At 64.4% G+C, this 16,987-nt stretch carries 17 protein-coding genes and 1 other RNA gene; 9 read left to right on the forward strand and 9 right to left on the reverse strand.

Annotation, left to right across the window (positions count from 1 at the left end):
- Positions 1 to 279: a PA2433 domain-containing protein gene (locus tag PSm6_RS06455; protein ID WP_021222344.1), complete on the forward strand. Its 279-nt coding sequence runs from the start codon at positions 1 to 3 to the stop codon at positions 277 to 279.
- A gap of 103 nt (positions 280 to 382) precedes the next feature.
- A complete protein-coding gene (locus tag PSm6_RS06460; RefSeq protein WP_043245383.1) occupies positions 383 to 628 on the forward strand; it encodes a PA2433 domain-containing protein in 246 nt (81 codons plus the stop codon).
- 324 nt (positions 629 to 952) lie between these two features.
- On the opposite strand, the gene PSm6_RS06465 is transcribed toward PSm6_RS06460, so the two are convergent.
- Entirely contained in the window at positions 953 to 3,871 is a 2,919-nt protein-coding gene (locus tag PSm6_RS06465; protein ID WP_021222346.1) for an ATP-binding protein, read from the reverse strand.
- A gap of 144 nt (positions 3,872 to 4,015) precedes the next feature.
- Between PSm6_RS06465 and ssrA the strand changes: the two genes are divergently transcribed.
- Positions 4,016 to 4,390: a transfer-messenger RNA gene (gene ssrA, locus PSm6_RS06470) on the forward strand.
- 77 nt (positions 4,391 to 4,467) lie between these two features.
- Here ssrA and PSm6_RS06475 read toward each other — a convergent pair.
- From PSm6_RS06475 to PSm6_RS06485, 3 genes are all read right to left on the reverse strand, one after another.
- Positions 4,468 to 4,743, reverse strand: a complete 276-nt coding sequence (locus tag PSm6_RS06475) for a helix-turn-helix domain-containing protein (protein WP_021222347.1) — start codon at positions 4,741 to 4,743, stop codon at positions 4,468 to 4,470.
- A 413-nt stretch (positions 4,744 to 5,156) separates the two neighbouring features.
- On the reverse strand, positions 5,157 to 5,363 hold the full coding sequence (locus PSm6_RS06480) for a carbon storage regulator (protein ID WP_021222348.1): 207 nt from the start codon (positions 5,361 to 5,363) through the stop codon (positions 5,157 to 5,159).
- 192 nt (positions 5,364 to 5,555) lie between these two features.
- The gene (locus PSm6_RS06485) at positions 5,556 to 5,819 is read right to left on the reverse strand and encodes a hypothetical protein (protein ID WP_021222349.1); all 264 of its coding nucleotides are present in this window, start codon (positions 5,817 to 5,819) and stop codon (positions 5,556 to 5,558) included.
- An 899-nt stretch (positions 5,820 to 6,718) separates the two neighbouring features.
- On the opposite strand from PSm6_RS06485, the gene PSm6_RS06495 reads away from it, so the two are divergent.
- Both PSm6_RS06495 and PSm6_RS06500 read left to right on the forward strand, forming a co-directional pair.
- On the forward strand, positions 6,719 to 6,973 hold the full coding sequence (locus PSm6_RS06495; RefSeq protein ID WP_265169804.1) for an XRE family transcriptional regulator: 255 nt from the start codon (positions 6,719 to 6,721) through the stop codon (positions 6,971 to 6,973).
- A 67-nt stretch (positions 6,974 to 7,040) separates the two neighbouring features.
- Entirely contained in the window at positions 7,041 to 7,313 is a 273-nt protein-coding gene (locus PSm6_RS06500) for a helix-turn-helix domain-containing protein (protein ID WP_184491114.1), read from the forward strand.
- A 69-nt stretch (positions 7,314 to 7,382) separates the two neighbouring features.
- On the opposite strand, the gene ycaC is transcribed toward PSm6_RS06500, so the two are convergent.
- Positions 7,383 to 8,012, reverse strand: coding sequence for an isochorismate family cysteine hydrolase YcaC (ycaC, locus tag PSm6_RS06505; protein WP_265168064.1), 630 nt, complete (start codon positions 8,010 to 8,012; stop codon positions 7,383 to 7,385).
- Between the two features lie 223 nt (positions 8,013 to 8,235).
- Entirely contained in the window at positions 8,236 to 9,195 is a 960-nt protein-coding gene (locus tag PSm6_RS06510; protein WP_265169806.1) for a quinone oxidoreductase family protein, read from the reverse strand.
- Between the two features lie 280 nt (positions 9,196 to 9,475).
- On the opposite strand from PSm6_RS06510, the gene PSm6_RS06515 reads away from it, so the two are divergent.
- Both PSm6_RS06515 and PSm6_RS06520 read left to right on the forward strand, forming a co-directional pair.
- Complete coding sequence (locus tag PSm6_RS06515) at positions 9,476 to 10,279, forward strand: winged helix-turn-helix domain-containing protein (RefSeq protein ID WP_021222356.1); 804 nt, start codon at positions 9,476 to 9,478, stop codon at positions 10,277 to 10,279.
- Positions 10,276 to 10,776 (forward strand): hypothetical protein, encoded by a 501-nt coding sequence (locus PSm6_RS06520; protein ID WP_031288876.1) that lies wholly within the window; start codon positions 10,276 to 10,278, stop codon positions 10,774 to 10,776. Before PSm6_RS06515 ends, PSm6_RS06520 begins: the two co-directional genes overlap by 4 nt.
- Before the next feature lie 185 nt (positions 10,777 to 10,961).
- Here the strand turns inward: PSm6_RS06520 and PSm6_RS06525 are convergent, their stop codons facing one another.
- The 3 genes from PSm6_RS06525 to PSm6_RS06535 all read right to left on the reverse strand — a co-directional run bounded on the left by PSm6_RS06525 (position 10,962) and on the right by PSm6_RS06535 (position 15,383).
- Complete coding sequence (locus PSm6_RS06525) at positions 10,962 to 11,615, reverse strand: 7-cyano-7-deazaguanine/7-aminomethyl-7-deazaguanine transporter (RefSeq protein ID WP_043244627.1); 654 nt, start codon at positions 11,613 to 11,615, stop codon at positions 10,962 to 10,964.
- A 135-nt stretch (positions 11,616 to 11,750) separates the two neighbouring features.
- Complete coding sequence (locus tag PSm6_RS06530; protein ID WP_265169809.1) at positions 11,751 to 14,312, reverse strand: PAS domain S-box protein; 2,562 nt, start codon at positions 14,310 to 14,312, stop codon at positions 11,751 to 11,753.
- 135 nt (positions 14,313 to 14,447) lie between these two features.
- Positions 14,448 to 15,383: a LysR family transcriptional regulator gene (locus PSm6_RS06535; protein ID WP_265169811.1), complete on the reverse strand. Its 936-nt coding sequence runs from the start codon at positions 15,381 to 15,383 to the stop codon at positions 14,448 to 14,450.
- Between the two features lie 96 nt (positions 15,384 to 15,479).
- On the opposite strand from PSm6_RS06535, the gene PSm6_RS06540 reads away from it, so the two are divergent.
- A complete protein-coding gene (locus PSm6_RS06540) occupies positions 15,480 to 15,773 on the forward strand; it encodes a putative quinol monooxygenase (protein ID WP_021216798.1) in 294 nt (97 codons plus the stop codon).
- A 15-nt stretch (positions 15,774 to 15,788) separates the two neighbouring features.
- Positions 15,789 to 16,802, forward strand: coding sequence for a zinc-binding alcohol dehydrogenase family protein (locus tag PSm6_RS06545; protein ID WP_265169813.1), 1,014 nt, complete (start codon positions 15,789 to 15,791; stop codon positions 16,800 to 16,802).
- The last annotated feature ends 185 nt before the right edge of the window (positions 16,803 to 16,987 follow it).

Genomic DNA, 16,987 nt, shown 5'->3' on the forward strand with positions numbered 1-16,987 from the left:
ATGAAACGTACTGCCCTGTTGATTACAGCCGCCCTGATGGCCTCCCCGGTATTCGCCGATGACCTCTGCACCATCAACCTGCAGAAGATCAGTGACGCCATGGCCACCAACACCACCCTGGGCGACCCGCTGAAGAAAGACGTCGAAGACCTGCGCATGAAGGCCGAACAGGCCAAGACCGCCGGTGACACCGAAGCCTGCATCAACTCGTCCAACATGGCGCTGCAGCGCCTGCAAGGGCCGAATAAGGAAGGCGGTAGCGACGGCGCCAGCCAGTGACCCGCCCCCGCTGAAAAGGCCAGCCTCGCGCTGGCTTTTTCATGCCCCGCGTAACGCCCAGCCCCTGCCTATACTCCTGGACACCCCCGCCAGGAGCCTCGCCATGCGCCGCCTCGCCGCCTTTATCGCCGCCGCCCTGATCAGCACCCCGCTCTGGGCCATGCACTGCCCCCAGGACATGGCCAAGATCGACGAAATGCTCAAGACCGACCCGCCCTCCGATGCCGCCCTGCTAGCGGAAGTCCAGCGTCTGCGCGCGGAAGGCGAAGAGCTGCACAAGGCCGGCAACCACGAGGAATCGGCCAAGGTACTCAAGGAAGCCATCGACATGCTGCAAGCCAGCGAATGAGCCTGGCCCGCCACCCGTATACATCCACGCGCTTGGAACGTGGCTTTGCTTTTAGTCACCGGTAAAGGGGCGCAACGAGACCTCGGAGCATGCAGCCGCCGCTCAGTCCGGACGTAGGGTGTGCTGCGCGCACCTGGAGCTCACCGGAAGCACCGTGCGGCGGTGCGCGCGGCACACCCTACGGCACGAGCTCATCCTGTCAGCTCTCAGCTCGAATTATCACAAGCAGGATGACCATGACCACGCCCTAAGGACGTGTCTTCCCACGCTCAAATGAAAAAGGGCTGCGCACGACATGCACAGCCCGGGAGCAGCTCACCCGCCTCAGAAGGCCGGCGGCTCCCGTTCCAGCAGCGACAGCGCCAGGCGGCGCACCTGCTGCAGGTCCACCGGCTTGGTCAGGCAGGCATCGGCACCGCGACGGCGCGCTTCCGAAAGGCTCGCCTCATCCACCGCGGCGCTCACCACCATCACCGGCATGCTGCGCAGGCGCGGCGTGCGCCGGACGTAGTCGAGCACTTCCAGCCCATCGCCATCCGGCAGGTCCAGGTCCAGCAGCATGAGCGCCGGCGTCTGTGCCTCCAGGGTCGACAGGGCGCGGCCGACCGACCCCGCACCGCGCACCTCGGCCATGTCGCGCAGGCCTTCCTTGAGCACCTTGAGGCAGGCCGGGTGGTCCTCGACGCAGAGCACCTGGGCCAGCACCGGCGCCGGCGGGCTTTCCTGGATGCCGGCGTCCGCCTGGTTCGGCGGCGCGGCGCTGGGCAGGTCGATCCAGAAGCGGCTGCCGATGTCGCGGGTGCTGCTGAAGCCGATCTCCCCGCCCATCAGCTCCGCCAGCTCGCGGCACAGCACCAGGCCGATGCCGGTACCGGGGATGGTGGAGTTCTCCCGGCCCAGGCGCTGGAAGGGCTGGAACAGCATGGCCTGCTGCTCCTCGCTGAGCCCCGAGCCGCTGTCCGCCACCCACAGGCGCACGCCGGCCGAGCGCAGCTCGTAACCGAGGCTGACCATGCCTTGCGGGTTGTTGTACTTCACCGCGTTGGATAGCAGGTTGAGCAGCACCTGGCGCAAGCGCCGGGCATCGGCCAGGACGAAGAGCGGCGGCTCCGGCGGCGCCATCATCTGCAGGTGCAGCTGGCGGGTCTGCAGCTCCGGCTGGATCAGCTCGGCGCAGCCGGCCAGCAAGGGGCCGATCTCCACCGGTTTGAGCTGCAGCTGCTGGCGGCGGTTCTCGATGCTCGACAGGTCGAGGATGTCGTCCACCAGTGAGGTCAGGTGGCGGCTGGCGTTGACGATCTCCTGGGCGTACTCGGCCTCCTCGCGGCGCTCGTCCTTGCCCTCGGTCTCCAACCCGATGAGCTGGGCAAACCCGTGGATCGCGTTGAGCGGCGTGCGCAGCTCGTGGCTCATGCTGGAGAGGAAACGGCTCTTCGCCTGGCTCGCCGCCATGGCCTCGCGGCTGGCACGACGCAGCTCATCCTCCACCTGCTTGAGGCGGGTGATGTCCACATGGGTGCCCGCCACCAACTGGGCGCGGCCTTCGCTGTCACGCTCCAGTACCTTGCCGCGGCTCAGCAGCCAGGCGTACTGGCCATCGGCATCGGCGAAGCGGTATTCGGCATCGAAGTTGTCCTGGTCGCTGTCGGCGAAGAACAGCCGCAGCCGGCGCACGCGCTCCACATCGTCGGGGTGCACGCGGTCGTTGAAGTCGTTGAAGCTGAGCTCGTCGGAAGGCAGGCCGAAGCGTTTCACGAAGCGTCCGCTCATCTTGATCGACAGCGTGCGGGCGTCCACTTCCCAGAGGCTTTCGGTGGTGCTCTCCAGCACCAGCTCCAGGTTGCGCTGGGCCTCGACGCGCTCTTCCTCGCTGGCGCGCAACTGGTCGCCGGTCTGCTGTACCGCCAGGGCCATGGACTCCAATTCCATGATCCGGCTGCTCGGCGCCTCGGGACCGAAGTCGCCCTGGCCGATGCGCTGCATCATCCCGGAGATGCCGGCCAGCGGCACCGAGAGCTCGTCGCTCAGGCGCCGCGAACGGGCCCACATCCAGGCGAAGAACAGGGCATAGAAGAAGGCCAGGCCGGCGATCAGCAGGTAGCCGATCTGCAGGTAACGCTCGGCGAGACGGTTGGTCTCGCGGAAGATATTGGCCTCGTCCACCACCATCATCAGGCGCCAGCCGGTCTGCGGGATCTCGGTCCAGGCCACCAACTGCTTGCGCCCGCCCAGCAGCACTTCCTTCATGTTGCCCTCGCCGGACTTCATCGCCTGCAGGATGGGCTGCATCTCGGCGTGCTTGGCCAGGTTGAAGTCCTCGGGCTTGAGCACCTCGCGGCGCACCGCCTCCTCGTAGGAATAGCGGGTCAGCTCGCGCAGGCCGAAATCACGTTCCCCCGCCGCCGGCAGCGCCATGATGCTGTTGTCGCGGCTCACCAGCATCGCGTAGCCCTGCCACGGCACCTTGAGGTTGCTGATGGCGCCGAGCATCTGCCCCACGGTGATGTCCAGGCCGACCACGCCTTCGAGGAAGTCGTCGCGGTACACCGGCGAGATCGCCGACATCATCCAGCCCTGCCCGGCCGGGTCGAGGTAGACGTCGGTCCAGACCACCTTGCGCCCCGGGTTATGCCCGGCGTCGGCGAGGTAATAGAAGTTGTAATCGGGTATCACCATGTCATGGGGATACTGCTCGGGCGTCATGAAGAAGGGGTAGATGCGGTTGTAGCTGTCCCAGCTGTTGAAATACACCGCCGCCATCAAGGGGTCGCTCTCGCGGATCGAGCGCATCAAGGGGTCCAACTGCGACAGGCGCAGGGCCTTCTCGTGATCCTGGCGCTCCACCGGCGTGCTGTTGGCATAGAAGGAGGCCGAGCGGCCATCGTCGCTCTGGGTGTAGAACACCCCATCCTCGCTCAGGCGATGGCGCGAATGCTCCAGGGCATCCGGCTGGTAGCTGCGATCGAGCAGCGCGCGGCTGGCGCTGTCACGGAACAACCGCACCAGCACCTCGATGCTCTGCAGCCGTCCATCGATGATCTTGCCCTCGCGGCGCACGGCGCTGCCCAGGTCCTCCAGCGCGCTCTGCTGCAGGTAATCGACCTGCGCATCACGGATCGCACTGTTGGTCAGCAGATAGACGGCGATCAGCACCGACTCCACCAGAATCAGTGGGATCAGCGCGCTTTGCACGAACGCACGCCAAATCCACTGGCGCAACGGATAACGGGGGGAGCGCGGCATTCGGAGGACTCGTTTGAGGGACATCCTGACAATAGCTGGCAATCATAAGCGAAGCCGGCGGACAGCCCAATTGTGCACTGAAGGTCGACGCGGCAACGCCTTTGGCGTACCATCGCCCGTCTAGCTTTACCACTAGAAGCTTTTGGGGCCGATTAGGATTCGACGCCGGTAACAAAACTCTAGGGGCATGCCGAGCTGGTAGCAGACCTCGTAAATCAGCTGCTGCAAACTTATAGTTGCCAACGACGACAACTACGGGGCGGCCCTCGCGGCCTAACCCTTCTGGTGGCTTCGGCCGCCAGCAGTCATAAGGGGATGCCTGTAAACCCGAAATGACTGTCAGATAGAACAGGATCGCCGCCAAGTTCGCTGTAGACGTAACGGCTAAAACTTATACAGCTCGCTCTGAGCACCCTGCCAGTCGGGCCGCAAAGAGCTAACTCAGTAGACTTGGCTAAGCATGTAGTCCCGAAAGCGGCGCACTGGCGGACGGGGGTTCAAATCCCCCCGGCTCCACCAAACGCAAAGCCCCTGAAGATCGCGAGATCTCCAGGGGCTTTTTCTTTGGGCGCAGATCAACCCAATCCCTCCGAAGCCTAGACGCCGGCCCGGGAAGCCTTCGGCACTATTCCGACCTGCATGCCGAATGGGTTGAACACACTGTTAAGCGTCTGCAACGTGGGATTACTTTCGTCGTGCTCCAGTTGCCGCAGGGCTCGCAACGACAACTTGCACATCTGCGCAAACCGAGCCTGCTGTAGCCCGGTCACCTTTTTTCGCAGGCGCCGGACAGCTTCCCCAATGGTGATCTCACCGGAAGCCAGTTGCTGCTGCAGCTCATTCAAGATGCGGGAACGCTCCAAGATATCCACTAGACAAACCTCATAAAAAGGCAATTTAGTGCCTAAAAATAGGCTTTGACGTTAGAAAGCGGCATTTTATTACCCCTTTCAAACGGAAATAGAAACTTCGCGCTAGTCTCTGGTTCGAGTCTTCTTGCTCATCATGCTGCTGGGGGAAAACTGTACCCTCGCCTCCATCTCGTACTCGACACCATCAACAGCAGTTCGCTGATACCTCTTCGGAGCTCTAGATCGAAAGAGCCCTTTGCTGCAGAGCCAATCTGAATCACGAACGTCCTTCCCTGGGAGATATCACTGAGTTACTGATCAGATTCAAATAACCACTGCCCACCAAACGCAAAGCCCCTGAGGATCGCGAGATCTCCAGGGGCTTTTCTTTGGGCGCCGACAAGCTTGCTCACAGCAACAGCAAGAAGACGCGACTACGGGGAAAACCCCAGCTCCTCCACAATCAGCATCCCGCTTGGCGCTCTCACTGCCAGCTTCACCGAATCGCCCCGCACCTCCAGCACCTCGACCTCGATCCCCTGGGTCAGCAACAGTCGCATGACCTGCGTCCCCAGCTTCCCATCAAGGAGGTTGATCGACACCACATCGCCCAGCCGGCAGACGCCTTCATGTAATTGCACGTAACGTACCTCCGATTTCTCCTGAGGTAGAGGACAGCACAGGGAAAGGACCAGGGCGAGGGCAAGTGGATGGCTTCGGAGAATTCCCTGTCACCAAGGACGGCATTTCTATGCCCGGGTGCATAGGCGCATACACCTGGCGAAGCTCGTGCAATGGTATTTCAACGAGCATTTCTCGAACCCGACCTCCCTTCACTCCTCCTGCGCCCTCTGCATCTCCAGCAACCGAGAAAAATCTTCGAGATTGCTACGCGACAGCTGCACCACCGCATCCATCAGTGCCCCTTCCCGGTACTCGCCAAACCAGGGCCCGGGGAAGCCTTCCCGAAACGCAGCGTTATCCAGAATGATCTCGGCGATCACCTGAACCGTATGCAGCCTCGACTCCAACCGCTCGCGCAGTTCGCGAAGGCGACGTTGTTGATGGGTCAGTGAAAGCGGATCGGGATCATTCATGGCAGCAACTCCTTGGTTCGGCTATCAAGCCGTTTCGCATAAAAACGAGCATGCCCAGCGCGGCGTGAGTCGGCCAGACTCCTGGTAGAGCCACAGCCGTATTCCAACCAGTTGATGTTTTCCGCCATGGGCCAGACGGACACTTCAGCGTGAGCACTAAGCAGCAAGCCGCCGGGACGCCCTCCCCTCTCCCTCACGACTCCCGTTCCTTTTCCACGAGCTCACGGGTTAGCAACGCGACGTTGACCATCACATGCTTGCCCAGCTTGTGTGAGGGGATGTAGCCGTTGCGAATCCATCCCCAGACGATGTTGTGTTCATCCCCCAATGCGTATCCAGTCGGCGAATTCGCGCCACGGCATGATCGGAGGTGCGCAGATCAGGTGTTTGAGCGTTAGGTCGGTTCCTTCCACATCCTTGGCCTTTGCTGCACTATGTTGGCTTTCAAGCGGCTTGAGCGGCACTCAAGTCAATAATTACCCAGGTCAATTATTGACTTTACCGATTTAAAGTCAATAGTTACCTCGAAAAATGCGGTTTGTCTGACTACATGGAAAGCTCTGCAGATAGGGCAAGGCTGCTAATCAAGAAGATCGGCCCAAAAAAACTTAGCCAATTGAGCGATACCGAACACAGTCGCTGGCTCAATGTGAGCAAAGGGGCTGTGCGTGTTAGCACAGAGGAGATCGATGTGCTTGTGAGCGCTTTCCCTCAGTACGCACTTTGGATTGCGAGTGGGAAAATTCTTCCGGAAGGAGGGCAAACCAGTCCGGACTTCGATGAGAAGAGCTCAAACTGAACTTAATTCCACCTCAACCCTGGATAAAGTCAATTTGCCTTTGGCCTGGTTAGGGTTAAACGACGTGAGTCATTTAGCTTCAAGACAATGAAGAAAAAGGATGATCAAAGAGCGCGTTCTCACCATCCTGTCGTGGTCGGAAATCCGGCTGCCGAAACTTGAGGAGCTGACCGGGATCAGCCGCTACACCTGGAGTAACCTCAAGAACCCCTCCAAGAACAGAGAGATCAAGGAGGAGGAGATCCTGGCAATCGCCAAGGTCTACCCCCAGTTCCGCTGGTGGCTCCTGACAGGTGAGGTGATGCCTGAGGTAGGGCAGACATGTCTCTGCTGCATCACCTCCAGCCCATCATGAGTAACCCATTCCGGGATAAGCCTGAAATGGGTTTATTCAAACCACCGGCCCTCGTTCCGGTGACCCCATGAAAACCATCAACTCTCCGCCCTACCAACGCCTGCTCGAATTGCTCATCGCAGCGCGTAATGAGTCGGGTATGACCCAACAGCAACTGTCAGAGAAGCTGCTGCGTCCTCAGTCCTACGTATCCAAATACGAGCGCGGTGAAAGACGGCTCGATGTGGTCGAGTTCCTGCTGGTCGTGCAGAGCCTCGGTGCGGAGCCCTTTGCGCTCTTGCGGGAGATTCAGCCCTTGCTCGATCAATTCGGCAGGCGTCAGGAAAACGAAATCGACTGACCCCAAAAGCAAAAAAAGCGGGAGCCCCAAAAGGCTCCCGCTTTTCATTTCGGTCTTCGCTTCACCCCATCACTTATTGCCAGTCAACGCCGCATAGCTGGTCATCAGGTTGCGGTAATCGGGGATGTGGTTGGAGCACAGGGCGGCCAGGCCTTCCACGTCGTTGCGCCAGTCGCGGTGCAGTTCGCAGGCCACGCCGAACCAGTTCATCAACTGCGCGCCGGCCTGGCTCATGCGGTTCCACGCCGCGTTGCGGGTCATCTCGTTGAAGGTGCCGGAGGCGTCGGTCACCACGAACACTTCGAAGCCTTCCTCCAGGGCGGAGAGGGCCGGGAAGGCCACGCAGACCTCGGTCACCACGCCGGCGATGATCAGCTGTTTCTTGCCGGTGGCCTTGATCGCCTTGACGAAGTCTTCGTTATCCCAGGCGTTGATCTGGCCAGGGCGGGCGATGTAGGGCGCGTCCGGGAACAGCTCTTTCAGTTCGGGGACCAGCGGGCCGTTGGGGCCGGTTTCGAAGCTGGTGGTGAGGATGGTCGGCAGCTTGAAGAACTTGGCGAGGTCAGCCAGGGCCAGGACGTTGTTCTTGAACTTGTCCGGCTCGATGTCGCGAACCAGGGAGAGCAGGCCAGCCTGGTGGTCCACCAGCAGGACGGCGGCGTTGTCTTTGTCGAGACGGTTGTAGGTGAAGTTGGTCATGGTGCGTTCCTCGCTTTTCGATGTTTGGGTGCCGGTTCGGCGCTGGTTTCTTTCGCTTCGTTGCAGTGGCTGACTGCATGTGAGAAAGATTAAATTCGGCACCCTTTCACCGCCAGACTGCAAAAATCAGCTCTAGCGTTCTATTTCAGGAACGACAACGACACAAGCATGAGAGAGAACGGGCCAGCAGTGGCTGCTGGCCCGGAAGGGCTCTACGCCCTGGTCAGAGGGTGAACACCAACCGCGACGTCGTGGCCCGGTTCCAGGCGGATTCCACCTCGGCCAGCGGCACCGCCTCGGCGTCGATGGTCAGGCCCGCAGCGGATACGGCGGCCAGCAATTGGCCGACCACCCGCACCAGCCCGGCGTTGGAGAGGCTGCCCAAGCCGCTGCCCATCAGTTCCAGGCCCGAGCTGCGCAGCACGGCGCCGGGGAAGTCGATGCTGTTGCCGGAGATCGAGCCGATCTGCACGAAGCGCACGCGCGGCTCGGCCTCGCGGCTGCCGTGGCCGGATGCAGCGGCGAGGAAGGTGGCGGCCGAGGCGCCCCAGAGGTAGTCGAGCACCACGTTGGCGCCATCGCCCTGGATGACCTCACGGAAGCGCGCCTTCAGCTCGTCCGCCGGCTGGTCCAGCGGGATGGCCGCATCGGCGCCGAGGCCGCCCAGGGTGCGCAGGCTGTCGGCATTGCGCCCGGTGACGGTGATGCGACCAGCGCCGAGGTGACGGGCCACCTGGATCGCCAGGCGCCCGGAGGCACCGGTGGCGCCGTTGATCAGCACGCTTTCGCCGGGCTGGAAATGCGCCCGGTCGATCAGCGCCGCCCAGGACGACATACCGGGGTTGGCGATGGCCGCTGCGGTGACGTCATCCACCCCATCGGGCACTTCAACCAGGTTCGCTGCAGGCACCACGCTGTACTCGCCCATGGCGCCGTAAAGCGGGCGCGGGAAGGCGAAGTACACCCGCCGCCCATCCTCCAGCTCCCCGACCCCGTCCACACCCGGCACCAGCGGCAGCACCTTGCCGCTGCTGTAGTGCCGGCCGGAGGCCTGCGCCTTCACCAGTTGGCTCAATGCCGCGGCACGGACCCGCACCCGCACTTCCCCCTCGCCCGCCTCGGGGGCGGCGAAATCGGCGTAGCGCGGTGCTTGGTTGAAGTCATGGACGACGGCGGCCTTCATGGCGGGCTCCGGAGCGGGTTGGAAAACCGGAATGCTACCCCTCCACGCAGGTCGTACGCCGAATATAAGCAGCGGTGCCCCTGAGAAAGGCCTCGTGTGCCACCTACCGGGCCAAGAACTTTCAACAGGTTTGGCGCAAATTCCTCCTACGCCAAAACAGCAGTCCAGGCAAATCCGCCCCGCTTGGCTACCCCTATCCTCTCCCTGCTTTTCTCCCCGGGGTCAGCCTGCACGTATAGAGCGCGAGCCCGCCCCGCCACCAGGCGACAGGAGCCCTCCTATGCCGTACATGACCATCAGAACCGGTCGAACGAATCGCTACGCCCGGTTCTACCCCTCGCGATTCCAGTTGGACCTGTACGGGAATGGCGCGGAGGAGCGCATCGACCTCGGGGTTTCCGGCAGCCGCGTGCTCGAACTGCTGCTCAACGCGCCCGGCAAGGTGGTGCCGCGCGAAGCGCTGCTCAACCATGCCTGGTCAGATCGCATCGCCAGCCAGGGCAACCTCACCCAACAGATCGACACACTGCGCCAGGTGCTCGCGGACGAGACGCAGCACGAAATCATCCAGACGCTGCCACGGCGCGGTTACAGGTTCAATCCACTATTCCTGATCAGCACCGCGAGCGGCATTGCGACCGGTGACACGCAGGAAGAACGACTCCTGCCAATAGCTGCCACGCCATCCTGTGCCACCGGGGGCAAGCCGACGCCATACTGGACCCGACCCTGGCTGATAGCCCTGTGCTCCCCCATCGCCATAGGGCTCTGTATCACCGGGCTGCTGTACTTCCAGCTCTCCGAGCAGCGGCTTCATACCCAGAACATGCAACTAGGAACGCTGACCATCACCTACCTCGATGAGCGCGAAGAGGCGCTCCGCGAACTGGTCCGCGACACGGCCGTGCTCAACCCGCGCCTGCAATCGTTGGTCAGCGCTTCCACTCACTTGCTGGTGTTTCGCAGCGCCGACTTCTACGAGATCGTCTGTCTGCACGACGGGCGCAGCGCCAGTTGGTTGATGGTGCAACGCAACATCGTGGACTCGGTCCCCGAGGCCCAATTGGCGAGGTGCCTGCAATGACGCTTCAGCGTCTTCGCCAGCGGCCCCGCCGCCATTTGCTGGTGCTGCTCTCGGTGCTGGCCTCAGGCCTGGCGCCAGCTTCGCTGTGGTATGGCACGCGCTCGACCCAGATGATCGACGGCCAGTACGCCGCCAACGGCCAGGTGGTGCTCGAAAGTGGCCAGGTGCTGGACATCGTCCACTGGACCCTCTTCCGCGACGGCCGCTTTTATACGATGACCCGCTACGGACGCAGCCTGCTGGAAACATCCGGGCGGGTGGAGCGCGACCTCATCGGCCACCTCAGCCTGCTGGTCGAGAGTGGCGGCCCGACCGATGCCCTGCAGACCAGCGGCAACGATGACGAGGTGATGCTCAACCTGCTCTACAGCAACCAACGCGGCTCACGAATCCGCATGGAGCCCCTGGGTGATTGCTTCTGGGCCGTGGAAACACGGCACATCTTCTGCCCGCAGAAGAGCCGGGGGCCCTTCAGGCGCGCCAACGAAGCCCTATGAACCAGGGCTGCCCGGCCCGCTCACCCGCACAACAACACTGAAAGCATGGCCGGTAGTGCCTCTATCCGAAGCAAAGAAAAATGCGTTCAGAAGATTCAGAACCACACCGCGGGATGGAGCAGAGCACAGCGAAAGCCATCACCTACTCGACTCGACCCGAACGTTTTCGCAGTGTCTGCGAGGGTTTAGGCCGGGCGTTCGCTACGCGGGGTAATGGCCCGCAGGATGCCGTTGAGCAGCACGCCGTAGAGCGGCACGAACAGCACCAGGCTGACGCTGAGCTTGACGCCGTAGTCCACCGTGGCGATCTCCACCCAGTGCTCGGCCATGAAGGGGTTGTCACTGTGCCAGAAGGCCACCGAGAAGAAGGTGAAGGTGTCCAGCAGGTTGCCGGCGATGGTGGAGACCACCGGGGCGATCCACCACTGGCGCATCGTGCGCAGGCGGTCGAAGACCTGGATGTCGAGGATCTGCCCCAGCACGTAGGCGAGGAAGCTGGCCAGGGAGATGCGGGCGACGAACAGGTTGAACTCGCCCAGGGCGGCAAAGCCCTGGAAGGCCGCGTCCTGGAACAGCACGGAGACCACGTAGGAGGCCGCCAGCGCCGGCAGCATCACGCGGGCGATCACCTGGCGCGCGGCCTGTTTGCCAAGCAGGCGCACGGTCAGGTCGGTGGCGAGGAAGATGAACGGGAAGCTGAACGCGCCCCAGGTGGTCTGCCAACCGAACAGGGTCATGGGCAGCTGCACCAGGTAGTTGCTGGCGATGATGATCAGGATATGGAAGGCGATGAGACCGGTCAGCGCGGGGCGCCAGACCGTGGGAAGAGCTGCGGGCATGGTGATTCACATCCTTTTTGCCGATGGGGTTAGGGAACCCATGTCGCAGCCCCATGGCCACGACGGCGCGCATTCTAACTTGACCCGCGCGTCAAAAAAAGACGTCGAGCCAGTGCTTTCGTCGGCGGTCGGGCCTCAGCCGTGCGCCAGCGCCTCGGCGTACACCGCCAGGCGGCCGCGCCCACCGTTCTTGGCCTGGTAGCAAGCGATATCGGCCTGGCGCAGCAGCTCGGCCGGCTCGCTGTTGCCGGCCCGCAGGGTGGCCAGGCCGACGCTGGCGCCGACCTGGAAGACCTGCCCCTCCCACTCGAAGCGCAGCGCCTGGATGTGCTCGATCAACCGCGCGGCGAGCATCTCCGCCTGGACCAGGGGGCAGCTGCGCAGGATCATCGAGAACTCGTCGCCGCCCAGGCGCGCCAGCAGGTCGCCGCTGCGCACCAGGTCCTGCATCAATCGCGAGATGCGCCGCAGCAGTTCGTCTCCGGCGGCGTGACCAGCGTTATCGTTGACCTGCTTGAAGTGGTCCAGATCGATGAAGAACAGCACGCTGTGCCCGGCGTTCTGCTCCACCTCGCGGCAGCTCTCCGCCAGGGCGTCCTCGAAGGCCGGGCGGTTGAGCAGCCCGGTCAAGGCATCGTGGGTGGCGGCGTAGCGCAGGTGCTTCTGCATGGCCCGCGCCTCGCTGACATCGGTGAACACCAGCACGCTGCCGAGCAGCTCGCCTTCGGCACTGCGCACCGGGGCCGCCTGGCCACGCAGGGCGATGAGGCCACCGGCGCCATGGCGCAGGGACGAGTGCCCGGGAATGCTTTCCACCGTGCCCAGTTCCAGGCAGGGCCGCACCGGGCTGGCCACCGGCCGCCCCTCTTCGCTTTCCAGGGGCAGCACGCGCTCGATGGCCTGGCCACGGGCCGCGGCGGTGCTCCAGCCGCTGAGGCGTTCGGCCACCGGGTTGAGAAAGCGCACACGGCCGTCCAGGTCGGTGGTGATCACCCCGTCGCCGATGGAGTTGAGCGTCACCTGCAGGCGCTCGCGCTCGTCGTTCAGGCGTTCGGTGAGTTCGCGCAACTGGGTCACGTCCCAGTTGGTGCCGATCATCCGGGTGGGCTTGCCCTCGGCGTCCAGGGCCAGGCTGCCGTGGCCACGCAAGGCGCGGACATCGCCATTGGGCAGGGTGACGCGGAACTCCACGTCCAGCTGCGCCAGGCCTTCGCGCACACGCTGTAGCTCACGTTGCATGGCGTCGATATCGCCGGGGTGGACGAAGCGCGCCCACTCCTCGTAACTCACCGGCCGCCCCAGCGGACGCATGCCGTAGAGGCGGAACAGGCTGTCGTCCCAGATCATGTCGTCGCTGATCAGGTCCCAGTCCCAGACACCTACGCCGCTGGCGCCGGTGGCCAGGGAATAGCGCTGGGCCAGCTCGGCCAGTTCGGCCTCGGCGCGCTTGCGCCGGTCGATGTCTTCGATCTGCGCGATGAAGTACAGCGGCCGCCCTTCCGCATCGCGCACCAGCGACACCGCCAGCAGTGCCCAGACTGCGGAGCCGTCGCGGCGCAGGTAGCGCTTCTCCAGCCGATAGTTGTCGCGACGGCCGGCGAGTGTGTCCTGCACCAGTTCCAGGTCGCCGGAGAGGTCATCGGCATGCGTGATGCCCTGGAAGCTCTGTGCGCTCAGCTCGTCCGGCAAGTAGCCGAGCATCTCGCACAGGGCGCGGTTGACCCGCTGCAAGCGGCCATCCAGCCCCACCAGGGCCATGCCGATGGCCGAGTGCTCCATGGCATCGCGGAAGCGCGCCTCGCTGGCCGCCAGTTCGCGCTGGCGTCGCCGGCCCTGCTCCACGGCGGCGGCCAGCAACAGGGGCGGCAGCAGTGACAGCAGCAAGGGCAGGTAAAGGGTGATCTCCTGCCACAGTGGCGTTACCGGCGGCAGCTCCAGCCCGCCCATGGCGACCATCAGGCCGCCGCTGAAGGAGGTCAGGGTCACCAGCAGCGCCGTGCCGGCGAAGGGCAGCCGCACCGCCGCCAGCAGCAGCGGCAACGACAGGTAGACGAAGGGCGAAGGCAGCAGGCGCAGGGCCACCAGGGTCACCAGCAGCACCAGCGGCACGTAGAAGAACAGTTCGTTAGGGCGCTTCGGCGAGCGCAGGGACTGCAGGCCGTGCTGCTGCAACTGCACCGTCAGCGGCAGGATCGACAAGGTGCCCAGCACCGCGCCCTCGTACCAGGACAGCCAGACCCGGCCGAAGCCGGCATAGCCGATGCTCTGCACGATCAGCGCCCCGAGGGTGGAGCTGACCAGCGGCGGCAGCAGCGCCCCCAGGAGAATGAAGCGCAGGAAGGCCGAAGGGCTGCGGCTCATGTTCAGCGCCACGCCGGTGCGTCGCAGCAGGGTGGCGGCGAGAATCATCTCCAGCATGTTGGCCGGCAGGAAGCTGGCGGACATGGCCAGGGTGTCGCCCATCAACCGCCCGGCGATCATGTTGGCCACCAGCATCGCCCCCAGCAGCGCCGGCCAGCGCCGCAGCGGCTGGGCCCAGAGGAAGGTGATGCCGAAGGCGTTGGCGTACCAGAGGGTGGCGATGGTGCCCGGCTGGCGCGCCAGCCACACGGCGCCCAAGGCCAGCAGCAGGTAGCCGAGGAACACCAGCAGCAGGGTCGCGCCGAAGCGCCCGGGAACGACCGGGGCAGTACTCACGGCCGGGCGCATCGGAAGGCGGATGGGGCTGGACAGCTGGTGACCACGGCTCATCTCCGGGCAGTCTGCGATTCGTCGGGGACGCTCCATCACAATAGCGAATGGCGCGCCCCGCACAACAGCTGGCTGTGACGCTCAGCGCGGCGTCTGGGCCACCCCCTGCCAGGGTGCGCCGAGGAGCAGCTCGCCGCAGCGCTGGCGGAGGAACTCGCGCAGCAGGTTCACCGGCTTGCTCAACTGGGCGCGGTGCGGGCAGATCAGGTTCAGCGGCGTGGGCTCGCCGAGGTAATCCTCCAGGGCCAGCTGCAGTCGCCCGGCACGCACGTCGGCGGCCACGTCCAGCCAGGATTTGTACACCAGCCCCTGCCCCGCCACCGCCCAGCGCCGCACCACGTCGGCGTCATCGCAGACCCGGTCGCCGGCCACGGTGACCACCTGGCTGCGGCGCCCCTCGAGGAAGGTCCACTGGTCATGCACGCGGCCACCGAGCAGGTACAGCAGGCAGTTGTGCCGGTGCAGTTCCTCCGGCGTGCGCGGCCGGCCATGGCGGGCGAAGTAATCCGGCGCACCACAGAGCACGCGGCGATTGCCCGGTGCCAGGGGCAGCGCCACCAGGCTGGAATCCTCCGGCTCGCCGGAGCGGATGGCGATGTCCACCGGCTGGCGGAACAGGTCGGCCACCTGGTCGCTGAGGAACAGGCGCACGCTGAGGCGCGGGTGCTCGGCCTGGAATTCGTCCAGCCAGGGCAGCAGCACGTTGCGGCCGAAATCCGACGGCGCCGAGAGCTGCAGCAGCCCGCCGATGTCGCTCTTGCCGCCGGCCAGCTGCTGGTGGCCCTCGTCCAGGCTCTGCAAGGCGGCGCGGGCGTGCACCAGGTACTGCTCGCCCTCGGCGGTCAGGCGCAGGCTGCGGGTGGAGCGGGCGAACAGGCGGGCGTCGAGGCGCTGCTCCAGGCGCTTGAGGGCGGCACTGGCCACGGCCGGGGAGATCTCCAGCTCGCGGGCGGCGGCCGAAAGGCTGCCACGGTCGGCGGTACGGACGAAGACGGTCAGGTCGTCGAGGCGCAGCATTTTCAAAAACCCTTTGAAAGACTGTCGTCTTCTAGCTGATTTTTCTTCGCCGCGAAATGGCTCAACCTATGCGCCATTAACCCCGGAGACGCCGCCATGACCCCCTCGCTCCACCTGATCGCCCATATCGATGCCCTCCCCGGCCAGGCCGAGGCGGTGGAAGCCGCCCTGCGCGAGCTGGTGGCCGCCAGCCGCAGCGAACCCGGCTGCCTGCAGTACGACCTGCACCGCGACCGCGCCGACGCGCTGCGCTTCGTCATGCTGGAAACCTGGCGCGACGACGCCGCCCTGGAGGCCCACAAGGCCACCGCCCACTACCGCCATTTCGGCGATGCCCATGGCAGCCGCCTCAAGGGCGTCACCCTCACCCTTCTCGATCGCCTCGCCTGAACCCAGGAGCCCACGATGAAAGCCGTTGCCTATTACCAGTCCCTGCCCATCGACCACGCCGATGCGCTGCAGGACGTCGAACTGCCCGCCCCCATCCCGGGCCCCCGTGACCTGCTGGTGGAGGTCCGCGCCATTTCGGTGAATCCGGTGGACACCAAGATCCGCCGCAACGTGCTGCCGGAGAACGGCCAGGCCAAGGTGCTGGGCTGGGACGTGGCCGGCGTGGTCAAGGCCGTGGGCAGCGACGTGACCCTGTTCCAGCCGGGTGACGAGGTGTTCTACGCCGGCGCCCTGACCCGCCCGGGCGGCAACGCCGAGCTGCACCTCGTTGACGAGCGCATCGTCGGCAAGCGCCCCCGAAGCCTGGACTTCGCCAAGTCCGCCGCCCTGCCGCTGACCGCCATCACCGCCTGGGAGCTGCTGTTCGACCGCCTGGGCATCGCCGAAGGCAAGGCCGACCAGGGCCAGAGCCTGCTCATCGTCGGCGCGGCCGGCGGCGTCGGTTCCATCCTCGTGCAGCTGGCCCGCCAGCTCACCGGGCTGACCGTGATCGGCACCGCCTCGCGGCCGGAAACCCAGGCCTGGGTCCGCGAGCTGGGCGCCCACCACGTGATCGACCACAGCCAGCCCCTGGCCGCCGAACTCAAGCGCATCGGCCTCGACAGCGTCACCCACGTCGCCAGCCTGACCCAGACCGACCAGCACCTGGAACAGCTGGTGGAAGCCCTGGCGCCCCAGGGCAAGCTGGCGCTGATCGACGACCCGGCCGGCCTCGACGTGCTCAAGCTCAAGCGCAAGAGCATCTCGCTGCACTGGGAGTTCATGTACACCCGCTCGATGTTCGAGACCGCCGACATGATCGAACAGCACAGGCTGCTCAACCGCGTCAGCGAGCTGATCGACGCCGGCGTGCTGAAGACCACCTTCGGCGAACACTTCGGCCGCATCGACGCCGCCAACCTCAAGCGCGCCCACGCGCTGCTGGAAAGCGGCAAGGCCAAGGGCAAGATCGTGCTCGAGGGGTTCTGAGAGCGTCGCCTGCCGATGGGGTGTCCACCTGGGCGCCCCATCGCGAATGAATTGGCTATGTCTGCGTTAAGTGTTGCTAGAGGATTTGAGTCCAGCTGATTGCCGAGCTTTGGTGATGTTTCTGGTTTCGCCCACCCGGGCGAGTCCCTTTTAACAATCGCCTTAAAAGGAACCAAAAGGGCTTG

It is taken from the genome of Pseudomonas solani (assembly GCF_026072635.1).
In the GTDB taxonomy this organism is placed as follows: Bacteria; Pseudomonadota; Gammaproteobacteria; order Pseudomonadales; family Pseudomonadaceae; genus Metapseudomonas; species Metapseudomonas solani.

Excerpts from the sequence above, each read along its gene's own strand:
- PSm6_RS06455 (WP_021222344.1), top strand. The coding sequence starts at position 1 with ATGAAACGTACTGCCCTGTTGATTACAGCCGCCCTGATGGCCTCCCCG.
- PSm6_RS06460 (WP_043245383.1), top strand. The coding sequence starts at position 383 with ATGCGCCGCCTCGCCGCCTTTATCGCCGCCGCCCTGATCAGCACCCCG.
- PSm6_RS06465 (WP_021222346.1), bottom strand. The coding sequence starts at position 3,871 with ATGCCGCGCTCCCCCCGTTATCCGTTGCGCCAGTGGATTTGGCGTGCG.
- PSm6_RS06485 (WP_021222349.1), bottom strand. The coding sequence starts at position 5,819 with ATGAATGATCCCGATCCGCTTTCACTGACCCATCAACAACGTCGCCTT.
- PSm6_RS06495 (WP_265169804.1), top strand. The coding sequence starts at position 6,719 with ATGATCAAAGAGCGCGTTCTCACCATCCTGTCGTGGTCGGAAATCCGG.
- PSm6_RS06500 (WP_184491114.1), top strand. The coding sequence starts at position 7,041 with ATGAAAACCATCAACTCTCCGCCCTACCAACGCCTGCTCGAATTGCTC.
- ycaC (WP_265168064.1), bottom strand. The coding sequence starts at position 8,012 with ATGACCAACTTCACCTACAACCGTCTCGACAAAGACAACGCCGCCGTC.
- PSm6_RS06510 (WP_265169806.1), bottom strand. The coding sequence starts at position 9,195 with ATGAAGGCCGCCGTCGTCCATGACTTCAACCAAGCACCGCGCTACGCC.
- PSm6_RS06515 (WP_021222356.1), top strand. The coding sequence starts at position 9,476 with ATGCCGTACATGACCATCAGAACCGGTCGAACGAATCGCTACGCCCGG.
- PSm6_RS06520 (WP_031288876.1), top strand. The coding sequence starts at position 10,276 with ATGACGCTTCAGCGTCTTCGCCAGCGGCCCCGCCGCCATTTGCTGGTG.
- PSm6_RS06525 (WP_043244627.1), bottom strand. The coding sequence starts at position 11,615 with ATGCCCGCAGCTCTTCCCACGGTCTGGCGCCCCGCGCTGACCGGTCTC.
- PSm6_RS06535 (WP_265169811.1), bottom strand. The coding sequence starts at position 15,383 with ATGCTGCGCCTCGACGACCTGACCGTCTTCGTCCGTACCGCCGACCGT.
- PSm6_RS06540 (WP_021216798.1), top strand. The coding sequence starts at position 15,480 with ATGACCCCCTCGCTCCACCTGATCGCCCATATCGATGCCCTCCCCGGC.
- PSm6_RS06545 (WP_265169813.1), top strand. The coding sequence starts at position 15,789 with ATGAAAGCCGTTGCCTATTACCAGTCCCTGCCCATCGACCACGCCGAT.